Consider the following 24348-nt stretch of genomic DNA (forward strand, 5'->3'; position numbering starts at 1 on the left):
TTAAAAGTTTATTGAAAATCTTTATACAAAAGACTTGGCTGAACTCCATCATTATCTTGATATTTTCCGCTTGCATATTCATCATAATCACCTTCAACAGAGTGATAATATATTTGGCACAATTCAACTCCTGAATAAATCCTTATAGGTTGAACACAGAATATTTCTAAAGTCCAATATCCCTTAAAACCTACATCTCCGAATCCTGCTGTAACATGAATAAATAAACCTAATCTACCTACTGAAGATCTTCCCTCTAACATTGGAACATATTTATTAGTCTCAGTATATTCTAAGGTTCTTCCTAGATACAATTTTCCTGGTTCTAAAACTAAACCTTCTTCTGGGATAATTATTCTCTTAACCTTATTAGGTTTTTTCATGTCAAGAACCTCTTCATCATAAACAAGCAATTCATTATGAAGTCTTAAATTATAACTATTGGGATTAAGTTGTTTTTCATCATATGGTTCAATTTTGATTTCCTTTCCAATTTTATTATTAATTTCTTTTCCTGAAAGTATCATCTTATTCCTCCTTGGCAATTATTACAAAATTCTGTCCAATTATTCTTTAATAATTTTTATACAAATATTTTCATTATTACTTATGTATACTCTTTCATTATGCATTTCATATATTTTTTTTGCAATATATAATCATATTTATAATTTAGAAATATGAGTTGTCACAGAACATATATTCGTATATAATATTATTATCGAATATATGTTCCGGTATTATTTCTATTAAAAGGAAGTGTTAACAAAATGGATTTAATGGAAAAATTAAAGATTTTATCTAATGCAGCAAAATATGATGTATCTTGCTCCTCTTCTGGTTCAAAAAGAAAAAATTCTAATAATGGGATAGGTAATGCCTCTGAGGCTGGTATTTGTCATAGTTTTACTCCTGATGGACGTTGCATTTCTCTTCTTAAAATATTATTTTCAAATGATTGTGTTTTTGATTGTAAATATTGCATAAACGGAGCTTCTAGAGATTTTTTAAGGGTTAGTTTTACTCCTGATGAAGTTTGTGATTTGACTATAAATTTTTATAGGCGTAATTATATTGAAGGACTTTTTTTAAGTTCAGCCATCATCAAAAATCCTAATAACACTATGGAGCTTTTACTTAAAACAGTAAAAAAATTGCGTTTAGAAAAGAATTTTAATGGTTATATTCATCTTAAAGCTATACCTGGAGCTGATGAAAAGTTAATTCATGAAGCTGGCACTTATGTGGATAGAATGAGTGTCAACATTGAACTTCCATCTAGTGATAGCCTTAAACTTTTAGCACCGCAAAAAACTAAAGATAAAATATTAAAACCTATGGGTATCATTAAAAATTCTATCATTAATCATACAGAAATGAAGAAGTCTATAAAAAGCACCCCTCTCTTTGTTCCTGGCGGTCAAAGTACTCAATTAATTGTTGGTGCTACTCCTGAAAATGATGGGAAGATACTTAAACTTTCAGAGGCTCTATATAACAAATTCAGTTTAAAAAGAGTTTATTATTCAGCCTATGTTCCTGTTATTAAAGATAATAAGTTGCTTCCAGACATTACTCATCCACCAATGATTCGTGAACACAGGCTATATCAGGCAGATTGGCTTCTTAGATATTATGGATTTAAAGCTAATGAACTTTTAAAAAATGATGATGATAATTTTGATTTAAACTTTGATCCAAAAACATATTGGGCTTTATCAAATTTAAATGATTTTCCTATTGAAATTAACAAAGCTTCTTATGAAAAATTATTACGTATTCCTGGAATTGGAGTTACTTCTGCAAAAAAAATATTAAAAACTAGACGTGTTCATAGTTTAACCTTTGAAGATTTAAAGAATTTAAGAGTTGTGCTCAAAAGAGCAAAATATTTCATTACCTGCAGTGGAAAATATTATGGTGATGTTTCTTTTGATGACAATAAAATAAGAAATAAACTTTTGGAACAAAATGTTCCTAAAAATAAAGGAATAAACCCTAATCAAATCTCTTTCTTTGATGGGTTATCGCTAGAAGGAGAATCAACCTCCTCAGGAATTATACTTCCTAAGGAAAATATTACTTATCCAAGTTTAATATATCCCTCTAAAAAAGAAGTTACTTCAAATATCATATTACCTGAGACAAATTTACTTAGATTAAATGACAGACTTACTTCTTTACATGGGCAATTTTAATCTTTACAAAATTATCAAAACAAGTATTTACTGCAGAGAATTACTAAATATTATTTTGTATTTCAACTCACTTAGATTGCCATAGTTAACGAAAGGATTGATGTGATATTATGATATTATTTATATATGACAATACTTTTGAAGGTTTATTAACTGCAATTTATGATGGTTTTTATTCAAAAGAGCCCCCTTCTTATATATATGGAATAAATGACTCTAATGCACCACTTATGCTTGGAGATATAAAAGAAATTATTACTGAAAAAGATAAATTTTCAAAAGTGAAAAATGCTATTATACAAAAAATAAATTTACTTGCCTTAAAAAAAATTTATACTGCCTTTTTAAGTAATGAAAAAGATAAAGAAATGCTTATATTTAAATACCTAAAGGTGGCTTTTAAAATTGGCCCTAAGGTTCATAACTTTTTAAATATTTACGAAATACGGTTGATTGATGAGTTAAATAAAAGAGTTACTCATGAAGCCCATAGGTTCACTGGTTTTATTCGATTTAATTGTGTCGATGAAAAATTTTTATATTCTTCTATTGAACCTGACAATGATATCCTTGAACTCCTTGGCGATCATTTTAAAAATAGGTTTTCAAGAGAATACTTTATTATTAATGATATTTCAAGAGAAAAAGCATTAATATATAATAAATTTTCCTACGAAATTATTGATATGGACAAAGAAACTTATGAACAGCTTAAATCTCATGAAGACCAATATTCTAGTCTTTGGAAAACATATTTTAAATCTACAACTATAGAAGAAAGACGAAATCCAAAATTGCAGGCCAGACTTATGCCAAAGAGATATTGGAAGCACATATTAGAAACTTCAAGCTAATTTGATATTCTTTCCTATGTTTTGATTTATTTCAATATATGCTGTATGCATATTTACTTTTGGAAAATTATGTCGTAGCATTTAATGGTAATAATATTTACACAAAAAAATATACAAGTTTAATCTATCCCTTTCATGAATTAAACTTGTATATTTTTCTTTTATAATGTTTTATTATAAATCGCCATTTACAACAACTTCTACTTCCCCTGTTTCTGGACACATAATAAGTCCATGAACTTTTACTTCCTTAGGAAATAGAGGATGTTCTTTTATCATCTTTACACTTTCTTTTATAGATTCTTCTACTGATTCAAAACCATGAAGCCATCTTTCAACATTAATTCCAGCATTTTGTAAGGTTGATAAAGTTTCTTCCTTTATACCTCTATCAATCATTTTATTTATAAGACTTTTTGTATCTAAATTACTCATTCCACATCCATGATGCCCTACTACAAAAACATCTTCTGTTCCAAATTCATAAAACGCAACTAAAATGCTCCTCATTACGCCACCAAATGGATGCATAACTGTTGCCCCTGCATCTTTAATTATTTTAGCATCTCCATTTTTAATATTCATAGCCTTTGGCAATAATTCTGTTAATCTTGTATCCATACATGATAATATTACCATTTTCTTTTTTGGTATTTTAGTTGTGACATATTCTTCATATTCCTTATTGCTTATGAAATTTTTGTTATACGAAATAATTTCTTCTAATTTACTCATTTTTCAGCCCCCCGTAATTCAGTTAAGAGTTAATGCCCTTTAGGTTACCCTGTTGGAAATTAAGCGTTATAAGTTAAGAAAGGATAATGAATTTTTAGTATCACTCTTCTTAACTGTAACTGCTGTAATTGTAACTTTAACTGTAATATTTTTGTTTTTTTGCAATAAATTCAATAATTTTTTCGAAGAAAAGCATGGTATTTTAATACTAAGCTTTTCTTTTTTACTTATTAACTATTACAATTTTATTATATACTATAGTAATTTAACTTTGTAATAATGTAAAGCTAATTATTTTCATTTTATCTAAAATAACTCTTATGGCTTATATTCTTCATAGGGCAGTCGAATTGAAACTCCTGTGTCATCAAATTTATACTTTGTATCGTAAAGAGCATTTCTATTATAAACTAAATTAGTCCCAACTTTATATAATGCATTTGCTAATGCATTTGAATCCTGAAGCACAGACCCTGCCATAATTCCATCCTTGATCAACTTTTGAGCTTCCGGTATTGCATCTACTCCAACCACGGTTATTGTTTGATTTTTATCTCCCTTATTATATCCATATTCCTGCAATGCTTCAATTGCACCTATTGCCATTGAATCGTTGTTAGAAATTATGGCTTCAATTTTGTTTCCAAGCTGAGAAAATAATGCTTTTGTAGCATTTTTAGCTTCTTCCTTGTTCCAATCGCAAACTTTTATAGCAAGTTCTTCAGTTTTTATACCTGAATTGTTAATAGACAAAATAGAATACTTTGTCCTTGTAACAGCTTCAAGATTATCTGTTTCTCCCATTAGCATGATATATTGCAGTATATTATCATTATTTTTATCTATTGCTGATTTATTATTATTCCATATATTTGTAACACCCTTTCCTTGAAGTACTCCAGCTTCAGCTACTTCTGTCCCTATATAACAGGATTTATTATAAGACTTAACAGCATCTATAGAAACTGGTTCCCTGTTAAACAATATTACAGGAATATTTTGTTCTTTAACTTTATTAATTACTTCCCTTGTACTATTAGTTTCTACTAAATTTATTAACAAAATATCATTTTCATTTTTTTCAAGTAAATTTTCAAGTGTTCCATTTTGCACCTGCTGATCATTCTTTCCATCATAAAATGTAAAAATAATTTTATTGGGATTATCATTTTGAATTTTTTCCAAACTTTCTCGTACTAAAGAAATATATGCATCATCAAACCTATATAATAATACACCTGCTTTAATAACTTTATTTTCTCTAGGAAATATATTGGCACTTGCAAAATTTGTATTATGACTTAGTATTACCATAAAAATAATTATGATAATACTACAATATTTCCATATACTTTTAAACATAATATTAATCCTTTCCTGTCTTATTAAATATCTGTACATTTTAAATTCACATTAATATTACTCAATTATTAAAACTACCTTTTATGATATCATTAAATTATCATCTAATTTTAATAAAAAACTATATCATATATAACGTCACTATGCATCTCTCAAAATACAGTTATTGATTAACTATATACTCTTTATAAGGAATACGTATAGCAACTCCTGTTTCATCAAATTTGTATTCTGTACCATCTAGAGGACTTCTATTGTATACTAAATTTATTCCTACATAATAAAGGGCTTCTGCCATAGCAAAAGGATCTTGTAGAACTGAACCTGTCATAATTCCTTCTTTAATTAATTCTTGCGCTTTTGGTATTGCATCTACTCCTATAACCGGTATAATTTTGGTTTTATCTCCATTATTATATCCCTGCTCCTGAAGCGCCTCAATTGCACCTATAGCCATTGAATCATTATTAGAAATTACTGCTTCTATTTTATTTCCCCATTGAGAAAGCAAGGCTCTCATAGCATTTTTTCCTTCCTCTTGGTTCCAATTACATACTTTTGTTCCAAGTTCCTGAGTTTTTATTCCTGCATTATTAATTGTTAAAACCGAATATTTTGAACGTTCAAATGCTTCTATATTTCCCGCTTTACCTATTAGCATAATATATTGCATTATATCATCTTTATTTCTATCTATTTCAGTCTTATTTTGTCTCCATTGATTCACTAAAATATTCCCTTGTATTATCCCTGCTTCTCTTGCATTTGTGCCTACAAAATATGATTTATTATAGGATTTAATTGCTTCTATATCTATAGGTTCTCTATTAAATAAAACTACTGGAATATTATTTTCCTTAATCTTATCAACTGCCTGTTTAGTACTTCTTGTATCAACTAGATTTAATAATATTAAATCTGCTTTTTTTTCGTTTAATATTGTATCAAGTGTTTCATTTTGAATTGTTTGATTATTTTCACCATTATAAAAATCAAACTTTACTTTTCCATGATTATTAACTTCAATCTCCTCCAAACTTTTCTTTACTAAAGAAATGTATGCATCATCAAATCTATATAATAATACACTTACCTTTACCGGCTCTCCTTGAACAATACTATAATTCGTTGAAATAGCATAATTGCTATGACCCATTATTATATAATTAACAAAGTAAATAAATATAATTATTAATAAAATATTTTTTAAATATTTCATCCTAGCCTCCCATTTGAGTTACTATTAATCATATATGTACTAACATATTACTGATAATAAAATTCAACAATATCACTATAATTTTATTATGCTATTTCCTATGTTAATTTATACTAAAATCATATCCTTTTGTTCTTCAAAATTAATTCTTTTAGATCATTCGTTATATATATTTCTACTTAATTTGGGTCATAGTCACATAATCTATGGCGTAATCATTTTAAAATATATTTTTTTGCAAATAAAAAACAAATAAACTGCATTTTGAAATTTATACAGCTTATTTGTTTCAAATAAGATTTATTTATCTTGAATAAAAGAGTCAATATTCTCCTGCGTAACCTTAGTATGAGAAGCTCTTATATACTTACCTCTCTCTAATCCCTTAATTGAAGATACGTTTCCATTCACGGATAATGTATATGCCAAATTAAAAATTGAATCTGCCTGTGCCTTGAAATCATTAATAACCGTTCCGGTCATTGAACCATTTTTTACAGCCTTTAGTGCATCAGGTAATCCATCAATTCCTACAACTAACGGCCTATTTTCTGTTACATTTAAATTATCTAAAGCGCTTAAAGCTCCAAGAGCCATAGCATCGTTATTACTAAAGACAACTTCAATTTTATCTCCGAAAGTTTTTAACCACTGTGTCATTTTTGTAGTTGCTTGAGCTCCCTCCCAATTTGCAGTATCATCAGCTAATTTTTCTAATTCAATTCCATTTTCAGCTATTGTTTTAATGCAATATTCTGTTCTTATGGCTGAATCTTGATGACCTTGTTCCCCTTCAAGCATAACATATTGAATTTTTCCATCACCATTCTTATCAACTTTTCTCTTATCATTTTTATATTCATCTATAATAATATTTGCCTGCATTTTTCCTGATTCTTCTGCCTGTGCTCCAACATAATATAATTTGTTCCAACGTTCCATATCTTCTTCTACTGGTTCCCTGTTAAAGAAAATAACAGGTTTATTAGCTGCCTTTGCTTTATCTATGATAACAGATGCTGAAGTACGATCCACTAAATTCACGCATATTACATCATAATCCTGAGCAATAAATTTATCTACTTGATTATTTTGGTAATTTAAATTTCCTTTTGCATCTAAAACATTAATAGTTATTTTATATTTTCCTTCACTTTCTTTTTCCTTTGCTATTTCTTCTATGCTCTTAGTTATTGCAGCTATAAAGGTATCCTCTTGTTTGTATAAAGTCACTCCTATTTTTATTTCTTTTACTCCATTGGTGATATATTTTTTTGTATTAACAGCACATGCTGATAATAAACTAAAAATTAAAATCACGGTTAAGAATATTGATAATTTCTTAATTGCCTTCACTAAAATTCACCCCTCGTTGTGATTTATCCTATAGCTAGCATCCGTAATGCTCCATTTTAAAACTTTTATCTTATCTAACAAATGGAAACAATAATTTTTGGTTTTCTTCTGAATACATATTTTTTGTGTTTATTACTGTTGATGAAATATTACTATTATCAATATTTTTATTATCAAGTTTGTATATTGCTGTTTTTACTGCTAAATATCCAATATTAAATTCATTTTGAATAGCAGTTGCACTTATTACTTTTTCCTCTAAAAAAGAGATAATCCTGCTTGTGCTTCCCACTCCATAAATTTCAATTGATGCTTTTTCTTTGTTAAAATTAGTTACATCTTTTTTTGCTTGTGCAAATGCTTCTAACATATCTGAATTAAAGGTTACTACAGCATCTGGTTCACTCCATTCCAGCATCTTTCGCGCTTCAGTATAATATTCTGCAGATTTCTCGCCTTTAACATCCCAAAATATACAATTGTTTCTAGTATTATTCATAACACTCATAAATCCGTCATATCTTTCCTTTACACTGCTACATTCTAAATCATTCTTTACAATTGCAATATTAGAATCGCTCTTACCGTTCCTTACCATTTCTTCAGCTAAACTTACCCCTAGCTTATAATTGTCACATGAAATGCTTGGCAATACATACTTTGAATTTACTGTTGAATCAATCAATATTACAGGTATCTTTTTCATGGCAATTTCTATTGGTTCAGCCATTTTTTCGTAATCTACAGGTGAAATTATAATAGCATCCGCCTTATTTTTAATTTCCCGGGCAATTAATTCTGATTGTTCTACATAATTATTGTCTTCTGACAAGGTAACAAAACTTATGTTTACATTCATTTCTGAAGCTGCCTGATCTATTCCCTGTTTCATAATCATTAAACTTTCACTGTTTTTTCCTGTAGTAATTAATGAAATATTATATATTTTTTTGCCTTTTTCACGACCTAAGGTATCACTTAAAAGAAGTAAAAAAGATAGTACCACAAGCAATAGTAAAACAATAACTATTTGTTTTCTTCTTCTTTTCACTATCCTATTTCCTCCTTCTTCCTCATTTCATAAAAATCGACACACGGCATATGGATACTTATAGTAGTTCCTTCATCAGGTTCACTATAAATCTTCAAACCATAATCTTTTCCGAAGTATATTTGAATTCTTTCATGAACATTTTTTAGACCTATGCCAGAACCCTTTTTCTCAACCTTACTTTCGCTTGTTAAAAGCGTATCTGCAACCTCTTGAAGCATCCCAAGTCCATTATCTACAACATCTATATACAAATCATCATCCTTTATATAAGTCTTTACTAAAATCTCTCCATCTCCACCCATAAATTCCATACCATGATAAATAGCATTTTCAATTAATGGCTGAATAATAAGCTTAATACTTGCTAAATTAAGAGTTTTTTCATCGACTTCAATATCATATGTAAACTTATTTTTATAACGTATATTTTGAATAGTTAAATAATTACGAGCATGCTCAATTTCATCCCTTACTGTTATTATATTTTTACCTTTGCTTAAGCTTATTCTAAAAAGCCTTGCAAGTGCTGTTACCATAATAATAGCTCCCTCATAATTTTCATTTTCAATCATCCATACAATAGAATCTAAGGTATTATATAAAAAATGAGGATTAATTTGTGCCTGAAGAGCATTAAGTTCACTTTTCCTCTTTGATTCCTGTTCTTCAACTATATTATCCATTAGTATATGCATTTGATTAACCATGGAACGAATTGCTTTTCCCAAATGCTGAATTTCATAAGATCCACTAATGGAAATATTAACATCCTTCACACCGTTTTCAAGTTTTTTAACACTGTTTTCTAATGCTTTAATAGGATTTGCTATTCTTGAAGAAACAAACATATTTAAAAATACAAGAATAAATATTCCAAAAAACATAATAAATATTGCAAAAAGACTCATTTGCTTATAATCAGATGTAATATCTGACATTGGCGTTACACCAACAATTTTCCATCCAGTATATCCTACTGTTTTTATAGTCACAACTCTATCTTCACCTTGAAAAGTCTCTATGTGATTTCCATCTTCATATTCAGCCTCTTGCTTATTATTTTCTTCTATTAAATTAGAATATATCAACTGCTGCCTTGGATGATATATAATTTCTCCTTCTCTATCAATTAAATAAACATATCCAGATTTTCCTACATTTACACTCTTACAAATCTGCTCAATTCCACTAAAGTTTATGTCAACCAGTAATACTCCTGAAGTTATTTTTTTATTATTAGTTAATTCAACTGCACGGCTTAAGGTTACTACCCATTTATATTTATTACTTGGGTCTGCAAATAAATTTTGAACATGAGGAGTTGAAAAATGAAGGTTTTCTCTTTTTAGTAAAGCCTTAGAAAACCAATCACTTTCTCTAGGATCAACTGAACTTTTTATTTGTCCAACTGGAGAAGCTGATATTACCTCTCCCTTGTCGGAAAATACACAAATACTTATTAGAGAATCCTTATTAGTTTCATATAATAAGTCCATTTCTTTATTTATATTTTCTGTCGCCACATCTTTTTTCTTAATAACACTATAGTATGTAGTATCAGAAACCTTCATCATATTACGCAAATAATTATCTAAATTCAAATTTACCTGTTCAAGCATAGCCTTATTATTTTCCGAAACCATAAATTCAGTAGAATTGACAAATCGAAAATATAAAGCACCTCCTACAACTACCATCCCAATAACTGAAATCACTGTAAAGGAAACAGATATTATATGCTGTATACTTGTATCTCTACATTTTTTTATAAACTTTTGTATATTTAATTTTATTCTTTCTCTCATAGTATATCAGCTCAATTCTTTCTATACTTTGATGGTGATACTCCATATTGTTTCTTAAATACATAGCTAAAATAATTAGCTTCTGGATATCCCACTTTTTCTGCTATTACATATGTTTTATCATCTGTTGTATTTAAAAGTTTTACTGCTTCTTCTAAGCGGACTGAAGTTAAAAAATTTACAAAATTCATTTCTGTTTCGCGTTTAAAAATTGTTGAAAAATATGTTGGACTTACATGAATTTCAGAACAAAGTGTTTCTACTGAAATATCTGGATTACTATAATTTTCTTTTATATATTGTTTTGCCTTTTCAACAAGCAGCATAGAAGAATTAATACGCTCTTTCTTTATAAAACTGTTTACCTTAACGGCTTTTTGTATAAACCACTCTTTTGCATCATGAATTGAATCAAAAGTTTCTAAATAACTATAACCGTTAAAGTTTTCCCCGAATATTTCATCAATATCCAAGTTATATGCTTGCACAAGTTTCAAAATAGCAGTCATAATTTCCATTAAATAGATTCTATACTTATTAAATGGTAAAAGCTGATCTTCAATTTTTTTTAATAACTTGTTTATTATCTCTGTAATTTCTTCTTCTGCAGATATCTTAATTGCATTTAACATTGAACGTTCTTCCTGTTCATCAAATTGGAGCTGAATAGAATTATCTGGTTCAACGTCATCAATATAAATTGCTTTTCCTGTTCCAAGTATAAAGCTGTAATCTAAGGCACTTTGTGCACTCCTGTATGAGAAACGTATATTTAAAGGATTATCACAGACAGATCCCACACCTGCTGATATAGTAAAGCCCATAATACGCTCATATACCTTGCAGATTTCATTAATTCCTTTAATAAAAGCTAATATATCTTCTTTCTCTTCAAAGTTCCCTATTACTACAACCATATCTGAATATGGAAAGCTGATAAACTTACAATACTTATTCATATTTTCATCTACTATTTTCTTTATAGAAATAGATATTAATGCTGTTTCCTTTTGAATTGATAAAACATTATCTTCTGAAGTCAATGTTCCATCAGCATGAATTAATGCTACTGATAGATATCTTTCTTTAAAATCTATATCTAATTTTTCAGCTTGTTCTTCCCATTGACTTTCACTTATTCTTCCTTCAATAGCTCCAACTAAAAACTGTTCCCTAATAACAGGCAGACTTTCAACATAATGCTTATAAAGCGTCTGTAAATTTCTCTTCTCATCATACTCGCGATCTAATTGTTCTTTTAATCTTTTTAAAACTTCTATAAGCTCAATAGAGTTAATCGGTTTCAAAACATACTCAATTACATTTATTTTAATTGCTTGATGAGCATACTCAAAATCATCGCAGCCTGAAAATACTATAATCTTTGTAGACGGCATAGACTCAGCAAGTCTTTTTCCTAGTTCCAACCCATCCATGAAGGGCATTTTAATATCTGTCATTATAACATCTGGCTGAAGCTTTTCTGCCTTTTCTAGTGCTTCCTTCCCATTTTCTGCATCACCAACTACTTCAAAACCATTAGATTCCCAATCAATTTTTCTAATAATCCCCAGTCTTATTTCTTCTTCATCGTCAACAACCATAATTCTATATAAACTCATCCGATACCTCCTAGAGATGAATTATTTAAATTGTAAGTTTCACCAAAAATTCTTTAAAACTTATGTCACTTTTTATAATATTATTTATTATACCTTAACTATTATATTATTACTAGCATGAGTATATTCTATTAACAATCTTACTCCTTAATTATACATATTATCATAAATTTATGAAATACTATTTAAATGTAAAAATACAGAGAAATCCCTCATTTAAATTTAGGATTTTCCTGTATTTGCTTTTAGCTATAAAAAATAATATTATTAAATTTTAAACTTCTGTATCATTTCATTAAGTTTTTGAGCAAGTTCAGCCTGACTTTGGGCTGTTTGAGCTACTTGATCAATTGCATGTGTAGTTTCATTCATATTTTCCTTTATTTTATCTGCTTGACCATTTGATTTTTGTGCAGTCTCTGCCATACTTTGTATAGCCTCACTTACTTTACCTACAGTAGTTGTAATTGTTTCGGATCTTACTGCAATTTCTTCTGACATTTTACTTACCAAATCTGAATCTTTATAATATTTTTCTCCAGTTTCTCCATAGTTATTAAATTGTTCACTTATTGTTGTATTTATAAATTTCAATATGTCACTACCAGTTTCAATGCTGTCATTGAAGGCATTTTGTACCTTTAAAATTGTGCTTTGAATAGAAGCTGCTGCTTGTGCTGATTGTTCTGCCAGAGTTCTCACTTCCTCTGCTACAACTGCAAAACCTTTTCCCTGCTCTCCAGCTCTTGCCGCTTCAATTGCAGCATTTAATGCTAAAAGGTTGGTCTCTTCGGCTATATTTCCTATTGTATCCGCCATAATCTTAATGTTTTCCACTACTTTGCCATTTTCAATAACTAGTAACATATTACTTTCTTTCTCAGCATATAATTTTCTCGTTGCTTCTATAGCTTCTCTACTGTTATTTTTAACTTCAATAGCTCTCTCCTTAGATTTATTAGCATTATTGCTTCCTTCAACTGCTTTTTCTGAAAGTTCATTAATGCTTGAATCTACCTCTTGAACTGCTGCACTTATTTGTTCTGATACTGCACTTGATTTTTCCATATCACTTGCAATGTTATTTACAGCTTCATCTATAAGCACATTCTTAGAAGAAAGTTCTTCAGCTATTGCAGAAAGTTCCTCACTAGATGCACTTATTTCCTGAGAATTGTCTACTATTTCACTTATAAGGTCATTTACATATTTTTGAGCTTTATTTAAAGCAGATGCTGTTTGTCCAAATTCATCTTTACTCTTAATATTAATTGGAACCGAAAAATCATACACTGAAAGTCTTTCTGCAAACTTTTTTATATTACTTAAAGGCATATTAATATTTCTTGACATTAATACTCCAAATAAAATTGCAATAATAAAACCAATAAAAGTTAATATATAAATTGTCATATTTGCATTTTTATATGTGGCATAAATATTTTCATCTGCTGATTTTGCTTGTGATAAATTAATATCTATAACTTTATCAAGGCTGTCCATCATTCTTGTTTGCAAAGGTACCATTTGCACATATTGCATTTGTGCTTCCGCTAAGTTCTCAGCCTTAACAGCTTTTACTACCTTCTCTCTAATTTCTTTATATTTTCCTAAACTATCATTAAAATCTTTCCAAGCGCTTATTTCTTTTTCTGTCATAGGAGATTTTTCATAATCTGCTATATATTTATCAGTATCATTTACTGCTAAATTAATGTTTTTTTCTGATTCTTCTATTTTATATTGTTCCTTTTGATACATTATAATTGCTATATTGCTTTTAATATCTGCCATATTGGCCTTTATAGATAAAATTTCTTTAACGTGTTGAAGACTTATATCATACAATTCCTGTGCCCTATCATCTACATTTTTTAATGATAATGCCCCAATTCCTCCAACAACCCCTATTAATATAGCTACCATTAGAAAAGATGTTATTAATTTAGTTCTCACTTTTAAATTTCTTATTAATTTCATTATACTTCCTCCTTGCCTCTCCTAGTTGGCAATAAAAGTTTATTTTCATGCTTTATAAAAAATATACACAGATAAAAAGAGTGGCTATGCCACAACACGGAACTTCTCACCTATAAAAAGAGTGGGTATGCCACTATACGGAACTTACCTGAAAAGCCTGCGGCTTTTCTTCCTTAACTATTCACTTTTACCTTTTACTTCTTACCTAATTTATAAATTTTAGTTTTATGAACAATGTTTCTTAGCACTTATATATATATTTATTTTTATAATAAAAGTAAATTAAAAATACAGGCAAATCCTATTGCTATATGACAAGCGGATCTACCTGTATTTTTTATAGAAACATATGATTGAGAGCTTATTTTCTTCTGTATTTTGCCATATCAATAGCAACTGCTACTGCAATGATTACACCTTTTATAACTTGTTGCCACATAGGACTTACAGCTATAAATTGTAATCCGTATTGAATAACAGTAAAGATAAGAACACCACTTACGATACCGCCTACTTTACCAACACCACCATTTAGTGAAACTCCACCAACAACGCAGGCTGCGATTGCATCAAGTTCATAACCATTACCATAGTTATTTGTTGCACCAGCTGTTCTTGCTGATTCAAGAATACCACCAACACCATATAATAATGATGCAAAGATGAATATTCCCATGATTGTTGCAAATACATTTACACCAGAAACTACTGCTGCTTCACGGTTACCACCGATAGCATATACATTCTTACCAAATATAGTTTTGTTTAAGATAAACCAAACTAAGATTATGAATAATATAGCAATTGGAACTAAAATAGATATACCTGGGAAACTACCAATTTGTAATAACTTAGTTTGACCAAGAGCTATAAAATCTTCACGAATACCACCAATTGGTTGTGATTTGTTTGGAGGTAAGTCAAAGTATAATGAAGTAACACCATATACTATAACTTGTGTTGCTAATGTTGCAATAAATGGATGCATATCATATTTAGCAACTAAAAATCCATTAAGTACACCAAATATCGCACATGCAGCAATTGCAATTATTATTGGAATAATAACAGCTAATTGTGGCATATTAGGGAAAAATCTATTAGCATAATCAGGGTTTTGAAGCATTGAAGTTGATACAACCGCTGCCAAACCAACCATACGACCTGCTGATAAATCAGTACCTGCAATAAGTAATGTAAAACAAATACCAAGGGCAACAATCATTTTAGTTGATGATTGTGTTAAAATATCTAAAAATACTGCATATTGCATAAAACGTGGTTGAATTATCATAATTACAACTACTAGTAATAACAATGCTAAAATAATTGCATTATCTGTTAAAAAGTTTTTTGCAGTCTTTGCTGAAAAAACAACATCCAAATCTTCATTATTCTTATCAAAGAATTGTTTTGCTCCGTAAACAAGAAATGCTAATCCAACTCCACCTACATATAGATATAAATCATAAACAACTTCTGGATCTAAAATAAAATTAAAAACAATTCCTAAAGCCACAAAAAGAGCACCAACACCTAAAAATATTTTTGCAAAGTCTTTTCGTGAAACTATCTTTTCTCCACTCATTTTATTACCTCACTTTCTTTCTCCTACTAAAAATCATTTGTTCTAAAACTCTTTAAAGGAGACGCTATTATCTCATGAATTCTGTCGCAAGATTCATAACTTTTACTGAATCTGCTTCATCTTGATTTAAAATTCCAGTTACTTTACCTTCACACATAACCATAACTCTATCTGACATACCAAGTAATTCTGGCATTTCAGAAGAAATCATGATGATTGACTTACCTTTTTTAACTAATTCTTGCATGATAGTGTAAATTTCATACTTAGCACCAACATCGATTCCTCTTGTAGGCTCGTCTAATATAAGTATATCTGGATTTGTAAGTAACCAACGGGCAATTAAAACCTTTTGTTGATTTCCTCCAGAAAGATTCTTAATTAATTGCTCCATACTTGGTGTTTTAGTTCTTAATTCTTCATTAGATTTTTTTGCAGCCTTATATCTGCTTGCATCTTGAAGAACACCAGCTTTTGCATAATCTTTTTGACTTGCTATTACAGTGTTATCTAATACCGATAGGATACCAAAAATACCAGTAGCACGTCTTTCTTCTGTTAGAAGTGCAAATTTATTTTCTTTTGCATCTCTTGGCGTTTTAATTTTAATTTCTTTTCCATCCTTTATTATTTCTCCTGATTGTATTTCACGAAGACCAAATAAAGCTTCTACTAATTCTGTACGTTGCGCACCAACAAGTCCACCTATTCCTAATATTTCTCCCTTATATAACTCGAAGTTTACATGTTGGAAGGATTTTTTTAATGGTGAACAAAGATTTTTTACCTTTAAAACTACATCCTTGCTTGGTGTATAATCCTTAGGTGGAAATCTGTTAGTCATATCACGACCAACCATACGATTTATAATTAAGTCTGTTGTAAGATCCTTTGAATCCCATGTTCCTACATACTGACCATCTCTCATAATTGTTACTTCATCAGATATCTTAAGAATTTCTTCCATCTTGTGGGAAATATAAATAATTGCGCATCCCTTATCTTGTAATTGTCTAATAATTTTAAATAAGTGCTTAGTTTCATTTTCTGTTAATGATGAAGTAGGTTCATCCATAATAATAATTTTTGAATTATAGCTAACAGCTTTTGCTATTTCAACTAATTGAAGACTTGATGGTGAAAGTGTTCCCGCCATCACTTCTGGATTAATATTTAAATCAATTTCTTTAAATAAGTCCTTTGTTTTTTTAACCATAGCTTTCCTATCAACAGCTATTCCCTTCATAGGAAATCTACCTAACCAAATGTTTTCCATAACTGGACGGAAACGAATTGGGTGCAATTCTTGATGTATCATTGATACACCTAAATCTAATGCTTGTTTTGAAGTATTTATCTCCACTTTATTTCCATCTAATATAATTTCGCCACCATCTTCATGATAAATACCAAAAAGACATTTCATTAAGGTTGATTTTCCAGCACCATTTTCTCCCATTAGTGCATGAACACTTCCCTTACGGACTTTCAATGATACACCATCTAATGCTTTTACACCTGGAAACACTTTAGTAATGTTATTCATCTCCAGTATATAATCACCCATACAACCATCCTCCTTTTTAAATAATAATTCAGGGATTTGGGTAATAATTCTCTCATCCCTGTTAATGGTTAATAATTTATAGTGAATAATGAATGATTGAATTTACAATCATTCATTTTTCATTGCTAGTTAAATAATTATTTTAAGTAGTTTTTGTAGTTTTCTTGAGTAACTTTTACATAGTTAATCCAAACATATTTTCCATCTGTTACATCATAACCAATGTTTTCTTTATTGATTTCTTTACCTTGAGCAGATGCTAAAGCAATGTTTACAGTTGCTTTACCTTGGTTTTCAGCATCATTTAATACTGTTCCAAGAAGTGATCCTTCCTTCATAGCTTGTAATGCTGGTGCTGTTGCATCAACTCCAACTACTGGGATGTATTTACTTGCATCGCCTTTGTTATATCCTTCAGCTTTTAAAGCTTCAACTGCTCCAAGAGCCATATCATCATTGTTACAAAGAACTGCTTCTATTTTACCAATACCTTGACCTGTTATGAATGCTTTCATAAGGTCTGTAGCTTTTGCTTTATCCCACATAGCTGTATCTGCAGCAAGTTTTTGAGTCTTAAATCCAGCAGCTTCAATAGCTTTTATAGAATATTCTGTACGAAGTGTAGCATCTTGATGTCCTGGTTCACCTTGAAGCATTACATATTGGATTACTCCATCTTTATTTTTATCTGCTTCTGGATGAGCTTTAAAGTAGTCAGCTATAATTTCACCAGATTGAGTTCCTGATTGTTCAGCTTTAGCTCCTACATAGTAAACCTTGTCATAACCAGCCATATCATTCTTTTCAGGTTCACGATTTAGAAATACGATTGGAAGTTTCTTTGCTTTTGCTTTTTCAATAATTGGACCTGCAGCTGTTCTATCAACTGGGTTTATTGCTAAAGCGTTTACACCTTTTGTAATAAAAGTATCAACTTGCTCATTTTGAGTAGGTTGTTTATTTTGTGAATCCACTAACTCAAGAGTTGCTCCCTTTTCTTTAGCTTGTGCATCCATTGCTGTACGAACACCAGTCATGAAAGTATCATCAAATTTATATATTGCTGAACCAATTAGTACATTTGATTTAGCACTCTTTGTATCCCCTGATTTTGTATCGCTTCCTTTATTTGATGAAGCACATCCTCCCATAGTAGCTGCTACCATAACTGCAGCCATAACAATTGGTAATAATTTTTTAAATCTTTTCATTTTTACCCCTCCATATTGTTAAATATTTTTAATTTAAACTTGTTTCTAAGAAGAGTTTTATTTGCTCTTCGTTTACATTCCTAATTATATAGACTTTATTATTCACTCTCCATACGAAATTCTTCACACTTTTATCGAATTTCTTGGATTTTATAGTTTATATTTAAGTTTTTTTATATTTTAATTCATAAATCACCACATCCTCATATACTTTTTACTAGATAAACTTATGTTAATTTTAATGCATTTTCATGATTTATTTTGTTCTATATATATTTTTTTATACAACTATATATATTTTTTAGCATATATTTCAATTAAATTTTCGTAAGTATAATAAAAAATAGAATGGATATTTGTAAATACTTATCAAATATCCATTCTATTAAATTTAACTAAAATCTAAAATCTCGTTTTCCTTCATTTAATCCTTCAAGATTTTCTAAAACAATTCCCTTAACTTTTTCATTTGTTATTCTTGGGATTTCATTTTTGATTACTTCTTCACCTTTTCTTTTAGTATCTTCTGAAGCATAATCCTCCAAATATTCCTTTAAGGTCATAAGAGCATTAGGCTGACAACAGTTAGCTATTTGGCCTGATTTAACAAGGCTCATGAATCTATCACCTGTTCTTCCTTCTCTGTAACATGCAGTACAGAAACTTGGAATGTGTCCCATTTCAAGTAACCAATTTACTATTTCATCTAAAGTTCTATCGTCATTAACATCAAATTGAGCTGAATTTTCTTCTTCTTTTTCCTTTTCTACATACCCACCAACACTTGTTGATGATGCTCCACTTATTTGAGAAACTCCAAGTTTAAGAACTCTTTCTCTAGATTGTTGAGATTCCCTAGTAGAAACAATAAGTCCTGTATATGGAACTGCGATTCTAAGAACTGCTACTATTTTAGCAAATATATCATCAGATATAGCATTAGAGAATTCTTCTGGATTTATATCATCTGCTGGTCTTATTCTTGGAACGCTAATTGTATGGGGACCAACACCCATGGCAGCTTCTAAATGCTCTGCATGCATAAGCAATCCTACAAAATCATATCTATACATATTCAGTCCAAACAATACTCCCATTCCAACATCATCAATTCCACCTTCCATTGCTCTATCCATAGCTTCTGTATGATATGCATAGTCATGTTTTGGCCCTGTTGGATGAAGTTCTTCATATGCCTTCTTATTATAAGTTTCTTGGAATAAGATATAAGTTCCAATTCCAGCTTCTTTTAATTTTGTATAGTTTTCAACAGTTGTAGCTGCAATATTTACGTTAACGCGACGTATGGCACCATTTTTATGCTTTATACTATAAATTGTTTTAATACTTTCAAGTACATACTCAAGCGGACTATTCACAGGATCTTCACCTGTTTCTAATGCAAGTCTTTTATGCCCAAGATCTTGAAGTGCAATTACTTCTCTCTTAATTTCTTCTTGAGTAAGCTTTTTTCTCGCTATATGTTTATTTTTATGATGATATGGACAGTATGTACAACCATTTACACAATAATTAGAAAGATATAATGGTGCAAACATTACTATTCTATTTCCATAAAATTTTTGTTTAATTTCTTGTGCAAGTGAATACATCTTTTCATTTTCTTCTTCCAATTCGCATTCAAGTAAAACCGATGCTTCTCTATGAGAAAGTCCCTTGCAATCTTTAGCTTTTTCTAAAATTTCATTAATTAACTCTTTATTATTTTTATTTGCTTTAGCGTATTCGAGAGTTTCTAAAATTTCACCTTCATCAATGAATTCTGTTGCTATTTTGGATTTCACATTATACATTATTTATCTCTTCCTTCTTTAATTAAATTTTTCCTGGTGGTTGTCTCTAAAGGTTGTTTATAAGATAAATCTGCTTATTGAATTCATTTTACTAGCTTAAATTTTTGAATCTTAATCAATATTTATGGTATTTCATAAGTTTATTTTCCAGTCTTTGAATATACTGTTTTTACATTAATACCTTTAATCATGCCTAACTTTCCTGATAAGGAACTTATGACATCATTACTTGCATCAATAACTACACTTATTACATTAACATTTTTTTGTCTATATGGTATTCCCATTCTGCCAATAATATACTGTCCATATTCATGTAAAATAGTATTTAATCTTTCTATATCATTAGTATCTTCTACTATGATTCCAATTAATGCAATTCTTGTATCATCCATATTAATTATTTCCTTTCAAAAAAATAATCTCTAGGCCAAAAAGGCGCAGAGATAGTGTATTTTAAGCTATCTTATAATACCGCCTTATCACTTGGGACTAACCCTCATAACTTCAGAACGACTTCTTTTTTTGTTAATCTTTCTTCTTAGTTTTAACTTCAAAGTTAGACTTCAATATAATTTTAACATAAATAATTCTTATAGCAAAGTTAAATAATTACGTAAAAAAAGAATTAAGCTTTCTTTGCTTAATTCTTCTTAATTTATATTAATAGCAAACTACAATTCCACCATCGTCTGCATATATTGTACTCAATCCACCTGCATCAAATATAACTATATCTTTAAAATTATATTTGCTTGCAATTTCTTCCTTAAGACATTCAGCTTTTTCTCTACAATTTACATGAGTTATTCCAATAACTTTACTTTCAAGGTTCCTTCCTTCTTCACCAATTATATCTAGTAATCTATTTAATGCTTTTTTTCTACCTCTTACTTGTTCCTTTAAAATAAGTTCACCATTTCCATTAGAGCACATGATAGGAACAACTTGCAGTAAGTTTCCTATAAAAGCTTTTTGGCTACTAATTCTCCCATTCTTAGCTAGGTTGTCCAATCTTTCTGCTAGTAAAAATGTTTTCATTTCATCTATATAAGTATTGATTTCTTCAATTATTTGCTTTTGATTTACTTTATCTTCTATAAGTTTCTTTAATTTTAATACTACTAAACTTGCACCTGCTGTAGCTGTTTTACAATCAAAAACGTGAACAAAGCTTTCTGGACTTTCTTCTTTCAACATTTCTTTTGCAAGCATTGCACTATTATGTGAACCACTTAATTTTTCAGAAATTGTTACAACAAAATTATTTTTACATTCTTTAAAAGCTTCTAAAAAATCATGTGGTGAAGGACAAGAAGTTGCTATTTTATTTTTACTACTTTTCATTTTAGTAATTAATTCGCTTTGGTCTGCATTTAAATCTATAATTTCTTCATTATCAATTATTATTTTAAATGGTACTCTCTTCATTATCCTTTCATTGTCAAATACTTGATTATTAAAATCAATACAAGTATCCATTATTATTTTTGTATCCATTATATTCCTCCAATTTTGGACTATTTTTTACTCATCAGTACAATTTTTTTCACTATGTCAATTTATTATATTATTTTCTAGTAATAGTTTCAACAATAAAATCACTTTGCAGACAAGTATTTTTCTACTTTTTATGAATTCCTACTAAAGTTGATAATAATAGATAAATTTCATTTTATTTTCTCACATAAAAAATCAAAAACAGGCTTTACTATTGCTTTTATAGTAAAACCTGTTTTTATTAAGTCACCAATTATTAAAACTAATTAAATATGTTTTTACTACTAATAATCTTCCTCAATTTATTTAAGATTATCTACAGCTGCTCTTTCAATCGGAAGACCTTTAGTATAACGCTTAATGAACTCATTAAATCCTTCAACATCTTTAGCATCTGGCTCTATTTTTGTTCCGCTTTGACCTGCAAATACTTTATTTGTAAGGTAATCATCTAATGTTTCATTTTCAGCTTTATTTATCATGTATGATGCAAGTACTGCCATTCCCCATGCTCCACCTTCTCCAGCAGTTTCCATAACAGAAACAGGAGCATCTATAGCTGCTGCCATAATTTTTTGACCTACATCTTTAGTCTTAAATAATCCTCCATGACCTAGGATTTCATCTACTTGAACTCCTTCTTCCTTAAGAAGAATATCTAAACCAGTTTTTAATGCACCTAATGATGTAAATAAATGAACACGCATAAAATTAGCTAAATTAAATTTGCTTTCTGGTGTACGAACGAAAAGTGGACGTCCTTCTTCAAAACCTGTAATATGCTCACCTGAGAAGTAATTATAAGCTAATAAGCCACCGCAATCTGCGTCACCTTCAAGAGCTTTATTATATAAAGTTGCAAATAACTTATTCATATCAACTTCAACACCCATTGCTTCTGAGAATTCTTTAAATAATCCAACCCAAGCATTTAAGTCTGAAGTACAGTTATTACAGTGAACCATACCTACTAAGTTACCAGTAGGTGTTGTAACTAAATCAATTTCTTCATATGCTTTTGATAAGTCTTTTTCAAGCACAATCATTGCAAATACAGATGTTCCAGCTGAAACATTACCAGTACGCTTAGCTATACTATTAGTTGCAACCATTCCTGTTCCTGCATCTCCTTCAGGAGGACAAAGTGGAATTCCTGCTTTTAAGTTTCCTGAAACGTCTAAAAGTTTTGCTCCTTCTTCAGTAAGTACTCCAGCTTTTTCACCAGCTACTAAAACTTTTGGAAGTATGTTTTCAAGCTTCCATGAGAAATTTTTAGAACCAACTAACTCATCAAATTTCTTAATCATATCAGCATTATAATTCTTAGTATCAATATCAATTGGGAACATTCCAGATGCTTCACCAACACCTAAAACCTTTTCACCTGTAAGCTTCCAATGAATGTATCCTTCTAAAGTTGTTTGGAAACTAATATCTGATACATGTTCTTCACCATTTAAAATTGCTTGATAAAGATGAGCAATACTCCATCTTTGAGGAATATGATAGTTAAATAACTTTGTTAATTCTTCTGAAGCCTTTTCAGTGATAGTATTACGCCATGTACGGAATGGTACTAAAAGCTCACCAGCTTCATTAAAAACCATATATCCATGCATCATGGCACTAAATCCAATTGCTCCCACAGTTTCAAGAACTATTCCATACTTTTCTTTAACATCTTCAGCCATATTCTTATAACTATCTTGAAGTCCAGTCCAAATATCATCTAAAGTATAAGTCCAAATATTATCAACATATCTATTTTCCCAATCATGACTTCCTGAAGCTATTGGAGTATTATCTTCACCAATTAATACTGCTTTAATTCTTGTTGATCCAAATTCAATACCAAGTACTGTTTTTCCATTTGCAATTGCATTTTTTATATCATTTATTTGTAAGCTCATAAAAACCTCCGCTAATTCATTATTGTTTTAATGAAAGCAAGTTATGCAAATAATTAAGTTAAATGCAGAACTTGCTTCCATTATTTTTTTCTTATTTCACACACTCTTTTTCTTAGTTTATACACTCTTTTATTATTTTACACACTTATTTTTAGTTCATAATACATTTGATACTTATCTTATTATCCGATTTGCTATATTTACTTAGATATTTATTAGGTTATATATTTATATTTATTATTATTATTTGTTAACTACCTTAACTGCTGTTTCTACAACATTTTCAACAGTAAATCCAAATTGTTTAAATAATGCATCTGCATTTCCTGATGCTCCAAAAGTATCTAAAGATACAACTGCTCCATCAATTCCTACATATTTATGCCATCCAAAGCTTGTTAAAGCTTCTACTGCAACTCTTGCTCTAACTGCTTTTGGCATTACTGATTCTTTATAAGCTTCATCTTGAGCATCAAATAATTCGAATGCTGGCATACTTATAACTCTTGCATCTATTCCTTTTGCTGCAAGTTCATCAGCTGCTTTGTAGATTAATTCTACTTCTGAACCTGA

General features: G+C 29.6%; 19 protein-coding genes. 2 read left to right on the forward strand and 17 right to left on the reverse strand.

Annotation, left to right across the window (positions count from 1 at the left end):
* Nucleotides 1-8: 8 nt before the first annotated feature.
* The gene (gene dcd / locus GXK56_RS10595) at nucleotides 9-527 is read right to left on the reverse strand and encodes a dCTP deaminase (RefSeq protein WP_160687427.1); all 519 of its coding nucleotides are present in this window, start codon (nucleotides 525-527) and stop codon (nucleotides 9-11) included.
* Nucleotides 528-770: 243 nt separating this feature from the next.
* Here dcd and GXK56_RS10600 point away from each other — a divergent pair, with 243 nt between their 5' ends.
* A complete protein-coding gene (locus GXK56_RS10600) occupies nucleotides 771-2198 on the forward strand; it encodes a putative DNA modification/repair radical SAM protein (RefSeq protein ID WP_160687428.1) in 1428 nt (475 codons plus the stop codon).
* A gap of 110 nt (nucleotides 2199-2308) precedes the next feature.
* Entirely contained in the window at nucleotides 2309-3052 is a 744-nt protein-coding gene (locus GXK56_RS10605) for a TIGR03915 family putative DNA repair protein (protein WP_160687429.1), read from the forward strand.
* Nucleotides 3053-3226: 174 nt separating this feature from the next.
* Here the strand turns inward: GXK56_RS10605 and GXK56_RS10610 are convergent, their stop codons facing one another.
* The 16 genes from GXK56_RS10610 to GXK56_RS10685 all read right to left on the reverse strand — a co-directional run.
* Nucleotides 3227-3787, reverse strand: a complete 561-nt coding sequence (locus GXK56_RS10610) for a carbonic anhydrase (protein WP_160687430.1) — start codon at nucleotides 3785-3787, stop codon at nucleotides 3227-3229.
* Between the two features lie 318 nt (nucleotides 3788-4105).
* Complete coding sequence (locus tag GXK56_RS10615; protein WP_243156079.1) at nucleotides 4106-5101, reverse strand: galactose ABC transporter substrate-binding protein; 996 nt, start codon at nucleotides 5099-5101, stop codon at nucleotides 4106-4108.
* A gap of 211 nt (nucleotides 5102-5312) precedes the next feature.
* Nucleotides 5313-6368: a galactose ABC transporter substrate-binding protein gene (locus GXK56_RS10620; RefSeq protein WP_160687432.1), complete on the reverse strand. Its 1056-nt coding sequence runs from the start codon at nucleotides 6366-6368 to the stop codon at nucleotides 5313-5315.
* 300 nt (nucleotides 6369-6668) lie between these two features.
* Nucleotides 6669-7724: a galactose ABC transporter substrate-binding protein gene (locus GXK56_RS10625; protein WP_160687433.1), complete on the reverse strand. Its 1056-nt coding sequence runs from the start codon at nucleotides 7722-7724 to the stop codon at nucleotides 6669-6671.
* A gap of 70 nt (nucleotides 7725-7794) precedes the next feature.
* Entirely contained in the window at nucleotides 7795-8775 is a 981-nt protein-coding gene (locus GXK56_RS10630) for a substrate-binding domain-containing protein (RefSeq protein ID WP_160687434.1), read from the reverse strand.
* On the reverse strand, nucleotides 8775-10583 hold the full coding sequence (locus GXK56_RS10635; protein ID WP_160687435.1) for a sensor histidine kinase: 1809 nt from the start codon (nucleotides 10581-10583) through the stop codon (nucleotides 8775-8777). Before GXK56_RS10635 ends, GXK56_RS10630 begins: the two co-directional genes overlap by 1 nt.
* 11 nt (nucleotides 10584-10594) lie before the next feature.
* Complete coding sequence (locus GXK56_RS10640) at nucleotides 10595-12205, reverse strand: response regulator (RefSeq protein ID WP_160687436.1); 1611 nt, start codon at nucleotides 12203-12205, stop codon at nucleotides 10595-10597.
* A 267-nt stretch (nucleotides 12206-12472) separates the two neighbouring features.
* The gene (locus tag GXK56_RS10645; protein ID WP_160687437.1) at nucleotides 12473-14185 is read right to left on the reverse strand and encodes a methyl-accepting chemotaxis protein; all 1713 of its coding nucleotides are present in this window, start codon (nucleotides 14183-14185) and stop codon (nucleotides 12473-12475) included.
* 361 nt (nucleotides 14186-14546) lie between these two features.
* Nucleotides 14547-15773 (reverse strand): galactose/methyl galactoside ABC transporter permease MglC, encoded by a 1227-nt coding sequence (gene mglC / locus GXK56_RS10650; RefSeq protein WP_160687438.1) that lies wholly within the window; start codon nucleotides 15771-15773, stop codon nucleotides 14547-14549.
* A gap of 67 nt (nucleotides 15774-15840) precedes the next feature.
* On the reverse strand, nucleotides 15841-17340 hold the full coding sequence (locus GXK56_RS10655; protein WP_160687439.1) for a sugar ABC transporter ATP-binding protein: 1500 nt from the start codon (nucleotides 17338-17340) through the stop codon (nucleotides 15841-15843).
* Between the two features lie 137 nt (nucleotides 17341-17477).
* Nucleotides 17478-18551 carry a galactose ABC transporter substrate-binding protein gene (locus GXK56_RS10660; protein WP_160687440.1) on the reverse strand — a complete coding sequence of 358 codons (1074 nt, stop codon included), beginning with the start codon at nucleotides 18549-18551 and terminating at the stop codon, nucleotides 17478-17480.
* Nucleotides 18552-18946: 395 nt separating this feature from the next.
* Nucleotides 18947-20365 (reverse strand): [FeFe] hydrogenase H-cluster radical SAM maturase HydG, encoded by a 1419-nt coding sequence (gene hydG / locus GXK56_RS10665; RefSeq protein WP_160687441.1) that lies wholly within the window; start codon nucleotides 20363-20365, stop codon nucleotides 18947-18949.
* A 140-nt stretch (nucleotides 20366-20505) separates the two neighbouring features.
* On the reverse strand, nucleotides 20506-20760 hold the full coding sequence (locus tag GXK56_RS10670; RefSeq protein ID WP_160687442.1) for a TM1266 family iron-only hydrogenase system putative regulator: 255 nt from the start codon (nucleotides 20758-20760) through the stop codon (nucleotides 20506-20508).
* 268 nt (nucleotides 20761-21028) lie between these two features.
* On the reverse strand, nucleotides 21029-21865 hold the full coding sequence (locus GXK56_RS10675) for a DegV family protein (RefSeq protein ID WP_160687443.1): 837 nt from the start codon (nucleotides 21863-21865) through the stop codon (nucleotides 21029-21031).
* Between the two features lie 302 nt (nucleotides 21866-22167).
* The gene (locus GXK56_RS10680) at nucleotides 22168-23775 is read right to left on the reverse strand and encodes an FGGY-family carbohydrate kinase (RefSeq protein ID WP_160687444.1); all 1608 of its coding nucleotides are present in this window, start codon (nucleotides 23773-23775) and stop codon (nucleotides 22168-22170) included.
* A 243-nt stretch (nucleotides 23776-24018) separates the two neighbouring features.
* Nucleotides 24019-24348 (reverse strand): transketolase C-terminal domain-containing protein (locus GXK56_RS10685; RefSeq protein ID WP_279283100.1); only part of this gene is annotated, 330 nt, incomplete at its 5' end.

Origin of the sequence: Clostridium sp. C2-6-12, from assembly GCF_009928485.1 — a bacterium.
GTDB lineage: Bacteria > Bacillota > Clostridia > Clostridiales > Clostridiaceae > Clostridium.